The sequence below is a fragment of the Ancylomarina sp. 16SWW S1-10-2 genome, from assembly GCF_009669305.1.
Lineage (GTDB): Bacteria > Bacteroidota > Bacteroidia > Bacteroidales > Marinifilaceae > Ancylomarina.
On record NZ_SADB01000018.1, the window covers coordinates 51,638 to 66,022 of the forward strand.

The following is a 14,385-nucleotide window of genomic DNA, read 5'->3' on the forward strand; positions in this document are numbered from 1 at the left end:
TTTTGTGGTGTTTAGTGATTGATCTCTAGGGGATAATTCGTTTATGGTATTTGTTTAACTTTCAAGGGTTATATTTGAGATATATCTTATTGAAATAAATATAAAAAGCTCCAATTAATCTCATAGAGAATATATTGGAGCTTTTTCTGTTGTCTATTTTGATAATTATAAGCTATAATCAATAGCTTTTCTGTCAATAACTTTTTCTTTTATAATAAGAACTGCTTTAACGTGTTCTGGGTGATTTGCATAATCAGGTAAACTTGCCATATTTTCAATAACAACATTAACCACAAAGTCATATGACGATTTATCTTCAAGTTCGTCAAATCCTATTTCTAGAGATTTTATTGCTGGTACACGGTTTTCAAGACCTTTAAATGCTTCTTTAATTCTGTTATAGTAATCTTCTTTTTCTTGTGGCGTATCGAATTTTTCGAATTTAAATAGGGCTATATGCTTAATCATGATTTTTTTTTTGTTTTAATTAGACATTACGCTAAAATAGGATGTTTTGACAAATAAAACCATTTATGAGTTAAATAAATTTAATAGATTTTATTCTAACTGAATTTCAACCTTTCTCAAATCAGATATTTCTTATATTTGTTAGTTCTAAAAAGAAAATCTTTCTTTTTTCAAGAATTATTTAAAAAGTAAATCAGAATTATGACTAAGAATATAAACCCATTATTGTGCAAGTTTAGCACAATCCATAATACAGCACCATTTAGTACAATAAAAATGGAGCATTATATGCCAGCTTTTCTAGAGGGAATTAAAAAAGCTAAAGAAGAAGTTGAGCAGATTGCTAATAATACTGAAGGTGCAAGTTTTGAGAATACAATCGAAGCTATGGAATTTATTGGTGAAGAATTGGATCAGGTATCATCTGTGTTTTTTAATTTAAATCATGCTAATACAAATGATCAAATGCAAGCCTTAGCTCGTGAGGTATCGCCTTTGTTGAGTGAGTTTTCGAATGATATTGTGATGAATGAATTTCTTTGGAAAAGGATTAAAACGGTGTACGATAGTAAGGATACTCTAGAATTGAATACAGAGCAAAGCATGATTTTAGATAAGCGTTACAAATCGTTTGTTCGTTCTGGTGCTAATTTAGAGGGAGAGAAGAAGGAGAGAATTCGTGAAATATCGAAAGAACTTTCACAACTAACTCTTCAATTTGGTGAGAATGTATTGGCCGCAACGAATAGTTTCGAGTTACATATTACTGATGAAATTGAATTATCAGGTTTACCTGATGGTGTTTTGGAAGCTGCAGTTGCTACCGCTAAGGCAAAAGATAAAAAAGGTTGGGTATTTACACTTCAATTTCCTAGCTATGTTCCTTTTATGCAATATGCCGATAATCGAAAATTGCGTGAAATGATGTTTAAAGTCTACTCTTCACGTTGTTTTAACGAGGAGTTTGACAATAAGGATATTATTAAGAAGATTGTTGAATTGCGTTTAGAAAAAGTTCAATTGTTTGATTACCCAAATTATGCTCAGTTTGTTTTAGAAGAGCGTATGGCTGAAACACCATTAAAGGTTGTTGATTTCTTGAATGAATTGTTAGAAGCTTCTATGCCGAAAGCCAAAGAAGAATTTGAAGAGTTACAGGTTTATGCAGAAAGTATTGGTGCCGATTTTAAACTTCAACGATGGGATTGGGCTTATTATGCTGAAAAGTTAAAGACAGAGAAATATCAAGTTAACGACGAGCTAACACGCCCTTATTTTGAGCTAGAAAAAGTAAAACAAGGTATTTTTGATTTGGCGACGACGCTGTACGGAATAACTTTTAAACTGAATAATGAGATAGATAAATATCATAGTGAAGTTGATGTGTACGAAGTGTTTGACCGTAAGGGAGATTTCCTTTCTGTATTCTATGCTGATTTTCATCCTCGAGATAGTAAACAAGGTGGAGCATGGATGACTTCCTATGCAGAGCAATTTGTACAAAAGGGTAAGGATCATCGTCCACACATATCTATTGTATGTAATTTTACTCGTCCAACAGAAACTAAGCCATCTTTACTGAGTTTTGGTGAGGTAACAACCTTCCTGCACGAGTTTGGTCATGCCTTGCATGGTATGCTTTCTAGGTGTACTTACCCTAGTTTATCTGGAACTAATGTTTATAGAGATTTTGTGGAGTTACCATCTCAGTTTATGGAGAATTACGCCTTTGAAAAAGAATGGCTCGATAAGGTAGCTGAGCATTATAAAACTGGGGAGAAAATTCCTGCCGATTTAGTTAAGAAGATAATTGATAGTGGTAATTTTCATTCAGGATATGCCTTTGTTCGTCAAATTAGTTTTGGTTTGATTGATATGGCTTGGCATTCTATTGAAAAGCCACTTGTTGAGTCTGTTTCAGAATTTGAAAGTAAGGCTATGCAAGCAACTGAGCTTTTTCCAAGATTGGAAACTTCTTGTATGAGTCCCGCCTTTTCTCATATTTTTGCAGGAGGATATGCTGCAGGTTACTATGGTTACAAATGGGCCGAGGTGTTAGATGCTGATGCTTTTGATGCTTTTAAACAAAAAGGAATTTACAATAAGGAAATTGCTGATTCTTTTAGAGAAAATCTACTTGAAAAAGGCGGCAGTGAACATCCTATGATTTTGTATAAACGCTTTAGAGGACAAGAACCATCTATCGCTCCTCTTTTAAAAAGAAGTGGCTTAAATTAAGCATATATAAACTAATGATTTTGGACCTCAGTTTTTAAGCTGAGGTCTTTTTTTTGTTCAGTTTTAAACGCTCTGTTAAATAAATGTAAGGTATGTGCGGCGGATCTTATAAGTGTTTGACTGTTAAGGGGTAATTTGTGTTTGTTATGGCGAAATAAATATTTTTTATGCACAATAGATTGGGCTTTATGGGAGGTTGATTCTTACCATGATATTTTTTTCGAATGAAAGCTTGTTTTTTAACTAAAGGAGACTATTTTTGTCGCCGATTTCAAACATCACTAAGCATCTCAGATAATGGTATGTTTGGTAACTTAAACAACACTAAGAATGGCTTTTATTACTAAAGAAAAATTTTTGTCAAACGAATGGCTTTCTACCTATGCCTACCTTGTTTTAGGTAGTATTATTTTCGCTGTTTCGGACATTTTATTTGTAGTTCCTTACAAATTAGCGCCAGGAGGCGTTTATGGTATTGCAACAGTTTTAAACACATTGTTTAGCTGGAAAATTAGTTATTGTACTTTTGCAATGGAGATTCCATTGGTCATTATAGGTACAATCATTTTAGGACCTCGATTTGGGGTTAAAACAATTGTTAGTATTGCAATAATTCTAATGACTGTATGGATTATGGAAACGTTCGTTTCTGTTGGTTATCCCAAAGTTATTCTTGATCCAATGTTGAATACAATTGTTGCTGGTGTATTTTATGGTATTGCTATTGGGCTTGTATTTAAGTCACGCGCAACTTCTGGTGGTTCTGATATTGTTGCTATGATTTTAGCAAAGTATACCAAGCTATCATTGGGTAAATTGGTTATGATTGTTGATGGTATTATCGTACTTTTTACTCTTATTCAGCCTACAGAAACAGGTGCAATTGGATGGGAGTTTGCAATTTATTCATTGATCATTATTTATATCGAAGGTAAAATTATCGATATGGTTGTAAGTGGAGCAAGCTACCATAAAACGGTGATGATTGTTTCTGATCATTATGAGACTATTGCTCGTAAAATTAATAATGACTTGATGCGTGGTGCTACTATTCTTACTGGAACAGGAGCTTACTCAGGACAAGACAGAAAAATGGTTTATTCTGTGATGAGTCGTAGAGAACTTGAAATTCTTAAGTTGTTTATAAAGGAAGTTGATCCTGAGGCTTTTGTTAATGTTACAGAAGCCAATGAGATTATTGGTAAAGGATTTCAGTCTTTAAACGAGACGGAGTAATTTATTACAATATAATATAGAAGAAATGGCGACCCTTATGGTCGCCATTTTTAGTGTCTTCTTAAGTAGACTATTTTTTGTCTTCAGGAAAACCATAATTTTCCAATATATAATCAAGGTCTTTATCACCTCTACCACTTAGGTTAACAAGTATTGATTGTTTCGGATTCGCTTTAGCTAGTTTAACAGCATAAGCAACTGCGTGAGCCGATTCAAGTGCAGGAATAATACCTTCCAATCGACTTAGTTCAAAAAAGGAATCGATACATTCTTGATCATCAATATAATGATATTCAGCCTTTGCCATATCTTTAAGCATTGAGTGTTCTGGACCAACACCAGGATAATCTAATCCACTAGCTATAGAATAAACAGGAGCCGGTTCTCCTTTTTCATCTTGTAAAAGATAACATTTAAAGCCATGAATAATTCCAGGTTTGCCTAATGATAAGGTCGCAGCATGTTCTCCTACTTTGTCTATACCACGACCAGCAGGTTCAACGCCATGCAGCTTAGTGTCTGGATCATCTAAAAAGGCTGAGAATATACCCATGGCATTACTACCACCACCTACACAAGCAACAACATTGTCTGGTAATTCACCGGTCATTTCTTGAAACTGGTCGCGAGCTTCAATTCCCACAACACGTTGAAAATCTCGAACCATCATTGGAAATGGGTGAGGACCAACAACAGAACCGATACAATAAATTGTATTGACAGGGTCTTTTAAGTAGGCTTGGAAAGCCGAATCGACAGCTTCCTTAAGTGTTTTTAATCCGTGAGTTACGGGTACAATAGTTGCCCCAAGTATTTTCATACGCAACACATTGGGTTGTTGTTTAGCGATATCAACTTCACCCATGTGAATCTCACATTCTAAACCAAAGTAAGCAGCTGCTGTAGCTAGTGCAACACCGTGCTGACCAGCTCCAGTCTCAGCAATAAGCTTCTTTTTACCCATATATTTAGCCAATAAAGCTTCTCCCATGCAGTGGTTTAATTTATGGGCTCCAGAATGGTTAAGATCTTCACGTTTTAGGTAAATACGTCCGCCATATTTTTCTGATAAACGGTTACAGTAATATACAGGAGTTGGACGTCCCTGGAAGTGTTTACGAATGCTTCGTAGTTCCGAAATGAATTTATGAGATTTACTGATAGAATAATAAGCCTCATTAATTCGGTTCATTTCTTCTTCTAGCACAGGAGGGATAAAGCTTCCGCCGAATTCTCCGAAATAACCTTTTTCGTTTGGGTAATTTTTAAAATAATCTTTTAATGCCATTGTATTTTGGTTTTATAATTAGTTTTCTACGATTTTTAACAAAAAAAAAGACCTGCGAGAAGCAGATCTTTTAGTATATGAATTATGTGCATATGACTAGTCCTTCTCGATATGATTTATTGAGAAGTTCCACCAATATTTATTTTGTGACATATTTGTTTTCATGCTGTAATGTTATACTTAATTTTTATTTAAACCAAATTTCGGATTAAAAAACTTGAATTACTGATTGACTTTTTGGGAACACACTAGCATTTCGGATGCTAGGGATATTCAAAATTGTAAATAGTTTTAAATAGTTGTATGTGAGCTTGTAATGGGATGTTGTATAGTCTTAATTATGTTGCTGAAAATGGGTGTGAAAAATGATCATTAAAAATAGCATCTAGGTCAATTGTGTGATTCGTTAATTTAGACTTCGAAATTGACTGTTATTTAGAGGTGCAAGAGAGTCATATGGTTTGTTTTATAAGGCCAATTTAATAATGCAGTGTATAATTTTCGTTCTGAAAAGGTAGTTTAAAAATCTTGATGATGTTATATAATTTCTCACAACTTTTTGTTCATATTAATTCTCCCTAATAAACCATGCAAATTTCATTGTAGTTTAACTTCTTTTTTTGTTAAATGATTCTCATTGACAAGAGAAGAGTGTTTTTGTCATCAGAATATTGTACATATAATTTCATCTGTCTATTATTTAGAAAGCTTTTGTTTGCATAATTAGTAATCATTGCAGACCTTTGGTTGTTCTTTTATTAGGAGCTGTTTAGAAATTAAATTAAGAACAATTCTATTAATATATGCAGCTCTAATTTATAGATTTACAATTACATGGACGAAATAATTATTAAAACAGCAGAGCAAATTGAGGGTATTAGAAAAAGTTCTCAGTTGGCTGGAAATACTCTTAAATTTATTAGCGATTATGTGAAGGAAGGTGTTAATACACTTTATCTTGATAATTTAATCGAAGAATATATGCGTGATAATGGGGCAATTCCAGCAACATTAGGTTATCATGGTTATCCAAAATCAAGTTGCATCTCTTTAAACGAAGTGATTTGTCATGGTATTCCAGACGCTAAAACTATTTTAAAAAATGGTGATATTTTAAACATCGATGTAACAACTATTCTTGATGGTTATTTTGGTGATACAAGTACTATGTTTACCATTGGTGATGTTTCAGATCAAGCAGCTAAATTGGTTGAAGATACTGAGCATGCTTTATATTTAGGTATTGAGCAGGTAAAGCCTGATAACTACTTTGGAAATATTGGTTTCGCTATTGGTCGTTTTGCTAAGGCAAAAAAATATGGTGTTGTTTATGAGTTTTGTGGTCATGGTGTTGGCATAGAATTTCACGAAGAACCACAGGTGGAGCATATTTCTCATCGTAATTCTGGCGATATAATGAAACCAGGTATGATTTTTACTATTGAGCCTATGATTAATTTGGGTAAAGCACGTGCTGTAATCGATAAGAAAGATGGTTGGACAGCACGTACTATTGATAAAAAAATATCAGCTCAGTTTGAGCATACCATTTTGGTTACCAAAGATGGTTATGAGATTCTTAGCGATGTGGGAGAGTACGATATTTTTAGATAAGTATTCAAGTTTAAAGTACCTAAAGGATAAAGGTTAAAGTAAGATTTGTCTTTTGACTTTCTGATTTTTTGACTTTTAAAGACTTTTTGCCCTTTATTACTTTTATACCTTTTTACTCTTTAGATCTTTCGACTTTTTATACCTTAATAGATATATGAAAAATGTAGCCGTTATTCTTGCGGGTGGTACGGGCAAACGTATGGGAGCTTATTTGCCAAAGCAATTTCTTAAGATAGCTGGTAAATCGATTATTGAGCATAGTATAACTATTTTCGAGAAGCATGAAGGCGTCGATGAGATTTGTGTGGTTATTCATTCGAATTTTATTGCTGATGTGGAACGTATTGTTAGCGCAGCAGGTTTTAAAAAGGTAAACAAAATTCTGTGTGGCGGCAGGGAAAGGAGCGATTCTAGTTTAGCAGCTATTTTGGCTTACGAAAATGAGCAAGATGTGAATTTAATTTTTCACGATGCTGTTCGTCCTTTTGTTAATCAAAGTATTATCGACGATGTTGTAGCTGGTTTATCTGCTGGAAATTCGGTTGCTGTTGCTATTCCAAGTACCGATACCATTTTTAAGTTGAATAATGAGAAATGTATTGAGTCAATTCCTCCTAGAGATCTTCTTTATAGAGCGCAGACGCCTCAGGCATTTTCATACAAGACTATAAAGAAAGCTTACGATTTAGCAATGAAAGATCCTGATTTTGAAGCAACTGACGATTGTGGTGTGGTGTTGCGTTATCTGCCCGATGAAGCAATTCATATTGTTGAAGGAAATGAGAATAATATCAAGATTACTTTTGAACAAGACTTAGCTATAGGCGAAGACATAATTGTATAAGCTTAAATAGGTCATTTCATTTTAATTCATTTTATAAGATAGTTTTTGACATAAAAATGTCCCTCTAGAATACGAATTCTGAGGGACATTTTTGTATTTGAAATCTTCGTTTTAGTTTCTATGTTCTACACGGAGTAAATCGAAAATTGTTTTAACGGGGTTGAATGTGATACTTGGAACCTCAATAAAAATCGTATTCCAATCGGACATAGCACCATTCCAAAGTCCAGGAAGTTCCATTGCTTTTAGAGGTGTTCCATTGTGCGATTTTCTAGAAATAAAACCTGTTTCAGGATCAATAAATTGAGTTAAGTCAAATTTCTTTCCTTTAAAGTTTTTAATACCACAGGCTAAATCAACAGGGTTGAAATGTGTTGATGCACTAAAAATATCAGATTGTTTTTTATCCTCTTGATCAATTTGCGAACTCTCAATTACTTGTAGAGATGATGAGTTATCTGAATTTTTCACCCAGAAAGGACCACCACCAGGTTCACCTTCGTTTTTAACCATACCGCAAACTCGAATTGGTCTGTTGAATTTATTAAACAAGTAAGTTTTGAGTTTGTCTAGGTCATCAGTCTTAAGGGTATTTGGTGCTTTAATACAAAGTATATTGGTGGCAAAATCAAGCATTTCATTTAGTTGATCTTTACTAAGCTCTAGTTTTTTGTTATCTAGCAAAGCGATATAATCGAACATTTGCTTTTGGTATTTTAGTAAAACTCCGGCTAAGGCTTCTTTGTATGTATAAGTTGCGTCTTTTAGTCTATCAGGAACAACATTGTCGATATTTTTAATGAAAACAATATCAGCTTTTAGTTCGTTTAAGTTTTCGATAAGCGCACCATGTCCACCTGGTCTAAACAATAAGCTTTGGTTTACATCTCTGTATGGAACATTTTCCATATCAACAGCAATCGTATCGGTTGATGATTTTTGATATGAGAAGCTTACCTTTAATTTACCATCGTATTTCTCTTCGAATGCAGATTTAGATTTTTTTAGCTTGCGAGCAAAAAGTTTTTTATGTTCTTCCGAAATAGTAAGGTGAAGCTGAGCTGTACCTTTATAATTTTTAGCATAGTGTAATGCTTCTGCCAAATGTTCTTCGAAAGCTGTTCGTGTGTAATCAGGATATTTATGAAATCTGATTAACCCCTTTGGCTTGTTGCTGTAATTTAAGCCATTTTTATTAAGTAAGGTATTCAGTATTTCTTTGAAGTTGTTTTTCTCTATGAGTGTTTCGAGGTCTAAATCTTTTTTTTGTAAAGCAGCTCTTAGATCTACAAAAAAGGCAAAGTCTTCGATATCATCAAAGAATTTTTTCATTCCTTCAGGAGATTTATCACTCATGTAAGCTAGATAATCTTCTTCTGTTTCTTTATAGGTATTGAGAAAATCATAAAGTTTTTGAAACATTCGAGTAGCAGCACCTGATGCAGGAACAAATTTGATAATGGATAGTTTTTTTGGTCTGTTGAGAAAATAATCTCTATATGTATCTATTTCATTATCTTCAATTTTCATAATCCCGTCACTAATAGTGGCTGGGTTTACAAGTTTTACTTTAGGAAAACCTGTTTCGAAGTGTTTAACTTGTTCTTCGATTTTGGTTTTATTCATGCCTCTTTTTTTAATGAGGCTAAGATCTTTTTTTGAAAACATGGTTTTACTTTTTGTAAATTGTCTGAGAAGCAAGTTAAAAATTTGTTTTGTAATTAATCGAAATTTTGTTTATAATTTAGTTCGTTATCTATTATGAATATGTTAATCATCACTAAACTAGTGATTTAAATTTATTGGTTAATAAAAGATTTATGTCTGTATATTTATAAATACTTGCTTGTATATAATGCTGATATTCGATTGACCATATTGAACTTGCACTATGCCCATAAGTTTGTACTTTTGTGGCAAAGCAATAATAAATATGCAAACAAATATATACCCTTGGGGTCATAGTAAACGTTACAACGATTTTCCTGGTTTTTTTAAGAAAAAATTTTCAGAACGTATTCAAAAAGTTACCATTGATGCGGGTTTTACCTGTCCCAATAGAGATGGAAGTAAGGGGACTGGTGGTTGCACCTATTGCAATAATAAAAGCTTTAATCCGGCCTATTGCTCACCAAAGGAATCTATAACCGAACAGATTGATAAGGGTATTCTGTTTTTCTCAAAAAAATATAAGACTCAAAAATACTTAGCTTATTTTCAGGCTTTTTCAAATACTTATGGGGAGCTTGAATTATTGAAACGTATATATGAAGAAGCACTTTCTCATGATAAGGTGGTTGGTCTTGTTATTGGAACCCGTCCCGATTGTATTTCGGAACCGATATTGGACTATCTGGAGACTTTGGCTAAGGATTATTATATTGCGGTAGAGTATGGCGTTGAGTCTGCCAATAATGAAGCGCTTAATGCTATTAATCGAGGTCATTCGTACGAAGAAGCCGAAGCAAGTATTTTAGCTACGGCCAATAGAGGTATTCATATTGGTGCACATTTGGTAAACGGTTTACCTCACGATACGGTGGAAATGATGTTGGAGCATGCTATTAGATTATCCAACCTACCTATTGAAACACTTAAGTTGCATCAGTTGCAAGTCTTAAATCATACGGCAATGGCTAAGCAGTATGAGGAAGATCCTAATCAGTTTCATTTGTTCGAGTTGCAGGAATATATCGATTTTGTAATCGATGTAATGGAGCATATGAATCCTGAGGTAATGTTAGATCGTTTTGTAAATCAGGCGCCTCCTGGTTGGTTAATTGCACCAAAATGGGGTGTCAAAAATTTTGAATTTGTTGCAAAACTAGAAAAACAAATGGCCGAAAGAGATACTTGGCAAGGCCGTTTGTATAAAAAACCTTGACTAATTTATGAGGAGATTAAGAAGTAACTAATTTGTTATAAATTATTTTATAGTTTTTAAAATATTGGCTGCCTTAGGGTAGCCTAATTTTTTTGCATATTCTAAATTAGCTTTTGCCAATTTAATATCTTTAAGGTTATAGTAATCTACACCTCTTGCATATATGGCTTGTTTGAATGTTTTATCCAATTTAATTGCCTTACTATAAGATTGAATGGCTTCCTTGTATTTTTCTAAGCAATCTAAAGCCACACCCTTATTATAATAAACACCCGTAACATTCAGACCATTCTTAATTGCCTTATCGTATTCTTTTATAGCTTCATCAAACTTACCCGTATAGTATAATGATATGCCTTTGTAATGGGTTGCTTTTAAATGTTTAGGATTATGTTTTAGTATTTGATCGTAATCATTAATGGCTTTATCGTATTTTCCAAGATTTTCGTAAATAATAGCTCGATTTAAAAAGACTTCTTCAGAATAAGCTTGTGTCTTAATAAGGTGATTAAGATCTTTAAGAGCACTTTTGTTTTTTGATAAAAAAGAGTTTGCAATAGCACGGTTGAAATAGGCAGGCATAAAATTTTCATCTAAGCTTAATATCTCGGTAAAAACGTGATTAGCTTCCTTAAATCTTTTTTGTTCAAAAAAACTCATTCCTTTCTTATTAAGCTTTTCAATTTTCATCTGTGTACAAGATGAAAGACTCAATGCAAAAAGCAGAACAAAACTAATGGATTTTAATCCTTTAAAAACAATAGCCATATAGAGGAATTATAAATTTTGAACTAATGTATATAATATCAGCAAAATTTAAAAGGATTTTGCTGATATATATTGTAAATAAAAAATGCGATTACGATTTGGATCCGAAGAGCTTCTTTATTAAATCTTTTTTCCCCATATTGATAAGTTCATTTTTTATAGCATTTTGATATTCTTTTTTATACCAAAATAAGAATTTACGCTGCGAGAGTTTATCATCCTTTGTTTTAGGCGTGTAAATTTCTTTCATAGTATAAGGGTGGTAACCCGAATAGTATATTACTGTAGCAACAGTCATTGGTGTTGGTGTGAAATCTTGAACTTGCTCTAATCTAAAATCTAACTCCTTTGTTTTTACTGCTAAGTCGGCCATGTCAACACCTTGCGATCCTGGATGACTGGATATGAAGTAGGGTATTAGTTGTTGGTTCAATCCTTCTTTTTTGTTAATATCATCGAATAAATCCTTAAGCTCATAAAATAGTTTAAACGAAGGCTTACGCATGATATCTAAAACTTCATCAGAAGTGTGTTCTGGTGCAACTTTAAGTCGACCCGATACGTGATTCTTGATTAGTTCTACCGCATATTCATGGTTCGATTTATTTATTTTTTCGTCTTTAGTTTTGTGTAACATTAAATCGTAACGTACGCCACTACCAATAAACGATTTTTTAACACCAGGAATTTTATCAACCTTTTTGTAGATATCAAGCATTGGTTGATGATTGGTATTTAAGTTAGGGCAAATATTCGGATGAATACATGATGGACGTTTACAGGTTTGACAAATGCTTTCAAATATACCCTTCATTTGATACATATTTGCAGAAGGACCACCGAGGTCAGATAAATACCCTTTAAAATCAGGCATTTTTGTGATGTATTCTACTTCTTTAAGAATTGATTTTTGGGATCTATTTGCTATAAATTTACCTTGATGAGCAGATATGGTACAAAAAGAACAGCCACCAAAACATCCTCTGTGCATATTAACAGAGAATTTAATCATGTCATATGCAGGTATTTTTTTCCCTTTATATCTAGGGTGTGGCATGCGTGTGTATGGCAAGTCGAAAATTTTGTCAAGCTCTTTTTCTTTCATTACAGGGTAGGGCGGATTCACAATAATGTCAGAATCTTTAAAGCCCTGAATTAGCTTTTTAGCCATCATAGAATTAGATTCTATTTCGATATGGCGAAAGTTACCTGCAAATTTCTTTTTGTCTTTTAAACAATCTTCGTGAGAATATAGTTCTTGTACTTCCCACTTCTTTTTAGTTGGATATGCTTCACCTTTTTTAGCAATAAACGATGTTTGTGGAATTGTTGTTAACGTTTCAAATCGAACACCTTTCTTAAGTAGTTTAACGATTTCCTTAAGCGGTTTTTCACCCATTCCATATACCAATAAATCGGCATGACTATCGCATAGTATGCTTGGCTTTAATTCATCTAACCAATAGTCATAATGAGTTAAACGACGAAGCGATGCTTCAATACCTCCAAGTAAAATAGGCGTGTCTGGATATAGTTTTTTCAGAATTTTAGAATAAACGATACTTGGCATATCTGGTCTATGACCGTGTTTACCATCTGGCGTATAGGCATCATCGTGACGTAATCGACGATTCGCAGTGTAATGATTCACCATAGAATCCATATTCCCAGCTGTAATTCCAAAGAACAAACGAGGTTTACCTAATTTTTTAAAGTCGCGCAAATCGTCTTGCCAGTTTGGTTGTGGAACAATAGCAACTTTTAAACCTTCATTTTCAAGAATACGACCAATAACTGCAGATCCAAATGCAGGGTGATCGACATAGGCATCACCACTAAATAAAATAACATCCAGTTCTTCCCATCCTCGTTCTTTCACTTCTTTAGCCGAAGTTGGTAACCATTGATTATATAATTCTGTTGTGTCGTCTTTCATCTTTATTTTTCTTTGGATTATCGATATTCAATTATCGATAGTTCTATTCTAAACCTTTAATTCTAATTGTTACAAGAGGTATAAAACGCCCTATTTTATACCAATATCGCAAAGTTACTACTTTATTTATAAACATTTTAAAGAAGCGTGAAATTATACGAGTGTTCACTTGATCTGTTACCTTTGACAATTCTGCAAATTTGATAATTCGAATAGATTATTTCATGAACTATTATTCATATCATACACATACATCTTATTGTGATGGCAAGGCTAAGGCCGAAGCTTTTATTCAACGAGGAATCGATTTACAAATGAAGGCTATTGGTTTTTCGTCTCATGCTCCATTTCCTTTAGATGTGTCTTGGAATATGGTTGAAAATCAATTGATGAATTATGTGGATGAAATTAAATTTTTGTCGACTAAATATCAGAATGAAATTGACGTGTATCTTTCTTTAGAGATAGATTATATTCCTGAGTTCACAAAATCATTTGCACATATGAAAGAGGTTTGTGCTTTAGATTATACGATTGGATCGGTGCATTTGATTAAATCTCCTATCAAAAATGAATTTGTATTTCTTGACGGACCAGATACCAATTACTCACATGGTTTGGAATGTTTGTATCAAGGGGATATAAAACAAATGGTGACGGCTTATTACCATCAGGTTAATGAGATGATTCTTCAAGAGAAACCTGATATAATTGGGCATATTGATAAGGTTAAGATGAATAATAAAGGGCGTTATTTCTCGGAAGATGAAAAATGGTATCAAAATTTATTGTTAGAGACAATAGATATTATTAAAGGGACAGAATGTATCGTTGAGATAAATACACGGGGTTTATATACAAAGAAATCAAAGTCGTTTTTTCCTGAGTTAAATTTTGCCAAAGAATGCAAAAAGAATAAAATTCCGATGACTATTAGTACCGACGCTCACCATCCCGATGAACTATTGTCGTATTTTAATGAGGCTGTGGAAATGTTGAAAGAATCTGGTTATGATAGTGTTCGGATTTATGATAAGGGCGTGTGGAAAAATGCAGCTATTTAAAATGTGTATAATGTTAATCTTTTTAAGAATTAATGCTATTTTTAC

At 33.3% G+C, this 14,385-nt stretch carries 11 protein-coding genes; 6 read left to right on the forward strand and 5 right to left on the reverse strand.

What is annotated here, in order from left to right; genetic code table 11:
- Positions 1-165: 165 nt before the first annotated feature.
- Positions 166-468, reverse strand: a complete 303-nt coding sequence (locus tag EMN46_RS14375; RefSeq protein ID WP_154201514.1) for a Dabb family protein — start codon at positions 466-468, stop codon at positions 166-168.
- Positions 469-669: 201 nt separating this feature from the next.
- Here EMN46_RS14375 and EMN46_RS14380 point away from each other — a divergent pair, with 201 nt between their 5' ends.
- Positions 670-2,706, forward strand: coding sequence for a M3 family metallopeptidase (locus EMN46_RS14380; protein ID WP_154201515.1), 2,037 nt, complete (start codon positions 670-672; stop codon positions 2,704-2,706).
- A gap of 330 nt (positions 2,707-3,036) precedes the next feature.
- Positions 3,037-3,942 carry a YitT family protein gene (locus tag EMN46_RS14385; protein WP_154201516.1) on the forward strand — a complete coding sequence of 302 codons (906 nt, stop codon included), beginning with the start codon at positions 3,037-3,039 and terminating at the stop codon, positions 3,940-3,942.
- Positions 3,943-4,012: 70 nt separating this feature from the next.
- Here EMN46_RS14385 and trpB read toward each other — a convergent pair whose 3' ends face one another.
- Positions 4,013-5,230: a tryptophan synthase subunit beta gene (trpB, locus tag EMN46_RS14390; protein WP_154201517.1), complete on the reverse strand. Its 1,218-nt coding sequence runs from the start codon at positions 5,228-5,230 to the stop codon at positions 4,013-4,015.
- Positions 5,231-6,064: 834 nt separating this feature from the next.
- On the opposite strand from trpB, the gene map reads away from it, so the two are divergent.
- Both map and EMN46_RS14400 read left to right on the forward strand, forming a co-directional pair.
- On the forward strand, positions 6,065-6,844 hold the full coding sequence (gene map, locus EMN46_RS14395; protein ID WP_154201518.1) for a type I methionyl aminopeptidase: 780 nt from the start codon (positions 6,065-6,067) through the stop codon (positions 6,842-6,844).
- 154 nt (positions 6,845-6,998) lie between these two features.
- A complete protein-coding gene (locus EMN46_RS14400; protein ID WP_154201519.1) occupies positions 6,999-7,688 on the forward strand; it encodes a 2-C-methyl-D-erythritol 4-phosphate cytidylyltransferase in 690 nt (229 codons plus the stop codon).
- A gap of 111 nt (positions 7,689-7,799) precedes the next feature.
- Here EMN46_RS14400 and EMN46_RS14405 read toward each other — a convergent pair whose 3' ends face one another.
- Positions 7,800-9,356: a DUF4301 family protein gene (locus EMN46_RS14405; RefSeq protein ID WP_154201520.1), complete on the reverse strand. Its 1,557-nt coding sequence runs from the start codon at positions 9,354-9,356 to the stop codon at positions 7,800-7,802.
- Positions 9,357-9,621: 265 nt separating this feature from the next.
- Here EMN46_RS14405 and EMN46_RS14410 point away from each other — a divergent pair, with 265 nt between their 5' ends.
- Positions 9,622-10,572, forward strand: coding sequence for a TIGR01212 family radical SAM protein (locus tag EMN46_RS14410; protein WP_154201521.1), 951 nt, complete (start codon positions 9,622-9,624; stop codon positions 10,570-10,572).
- A 42-nt stretch (positions 10,573-10,614) separates the two neighbouring features.
- Here the strand turns inward: EMN46_RS14410 and EMN46_RS14415 are convergent, their stop codons facing one another.
- Positions 10,615-11,340 (reverse strand): tetratricopeptide repeat protein, encoded by a 726-nt coding sequence (locus EMN46_RS14415; RefSeq protein ID WP_154201522.1) that lies wholly within the window; start codon positions 11,338-11,340, stop codon positions 10,615-10,617.
- 91 nt (positions 11,341-11,431) lie between these two features.
- Positions 11,432-13,276, reverse strand: coding sequence for a YgiQ family radical SAM protein (locus EMN46_RS14420; protein ID WP_154201523.1), 1,845 nt, complete (start codon positions 13,274-13,276; stop codon positions 11,432-11,434).
- A gap of 224 nt (positions 13,277-13,500) precedes the next feature.
- Between EMN46_RS14420 and EMN46_RS14425 the strand changes: the two genes are divergently transcribed.
- Positions 13,501-14,340, forward strand: coding sequence for a histidinol-phosphatase (locus tag EMN46_RS14425; protein ID WP_154201524.1), 840 nt, complete (start codon positions 13,501-13,503; stop codon positions 14,338-14,340).
- Positions 14,341-14,385 lie beyond the last annotated feature (45 nt).

Coding starts and splice junctions, on each gene's coding strand:
- map (WP_154201518.1), top strand. CDS start 6,065: ATGGACGAAATAATTATTAAAACAGCAGAGCAAATTGAGGGTATTAGA.
- EMN46_RS14425 (WP_154201524.1), top strand. CDS start 13,501: ATGAACTATTATTCATATCATACACATACATCTTATTGTGATGGCAAG.
- EMN46_RS14405 (WP_154201520.1), bottom strand. CDS start 9,356: ATGTTTTCAAAAAAAGATCTTAGCCTCATTAAAAAAAGAGGCATGAAT.
- EMN46_RS14375 (WP_154201514.1), bottom strand. CDS start 468: ATGATTAAGCATATAGCCCTATTTAAATTCGAAAAATTCGATACGCCA.
- EMN46_RS14420 (WP_154201523.1), bottom strand. CDS start 13,276: ATGAAAGACGACACAACAGAATTATATAATCAATGGTTACCAACTTCG.
- trpB (WP_154201517.1), bottom strand. CDS start 5,230: ATGGCATTAAAAGATTATTTTAAAAATTACCCAAACGAAAAAGGTTAT.
- EMN46_RS14415 (WP_154201522.1), bottom strand. CDS start 11,340: ATGGCTATTGTTTTTAAAGGATTAAAATCCATTAGTTTTGTTCTGCTT.
- EMN46_RS14380 (WP_154201515.1), top strand. CDS start 670: ATGACTAAGAATATAAACCCATTATTGTGCAAGTTTAGCACAATCCAT.
- EMN46_RS14385 (WP_154201516.1), top strand. CDS start 3,037: ATGGCTTTTATTACTAAAGAAAAATTTTTGTCAAACGAATGGCTTTCT.
- EMN46_RS14400 (WP_154201519.1), top strand. CDS start 6,999: ATGAAAAATGTAGCCGTTATTCTTGCGGGTGGTACGGGCAAACGTATG.
- EMN46_RS14410 (WP_154201521.1), top strand. CDS start 9,622: ATGCAAACAAATATATACCCTTGGGGTCATAGTAAACGTTACAACGAT.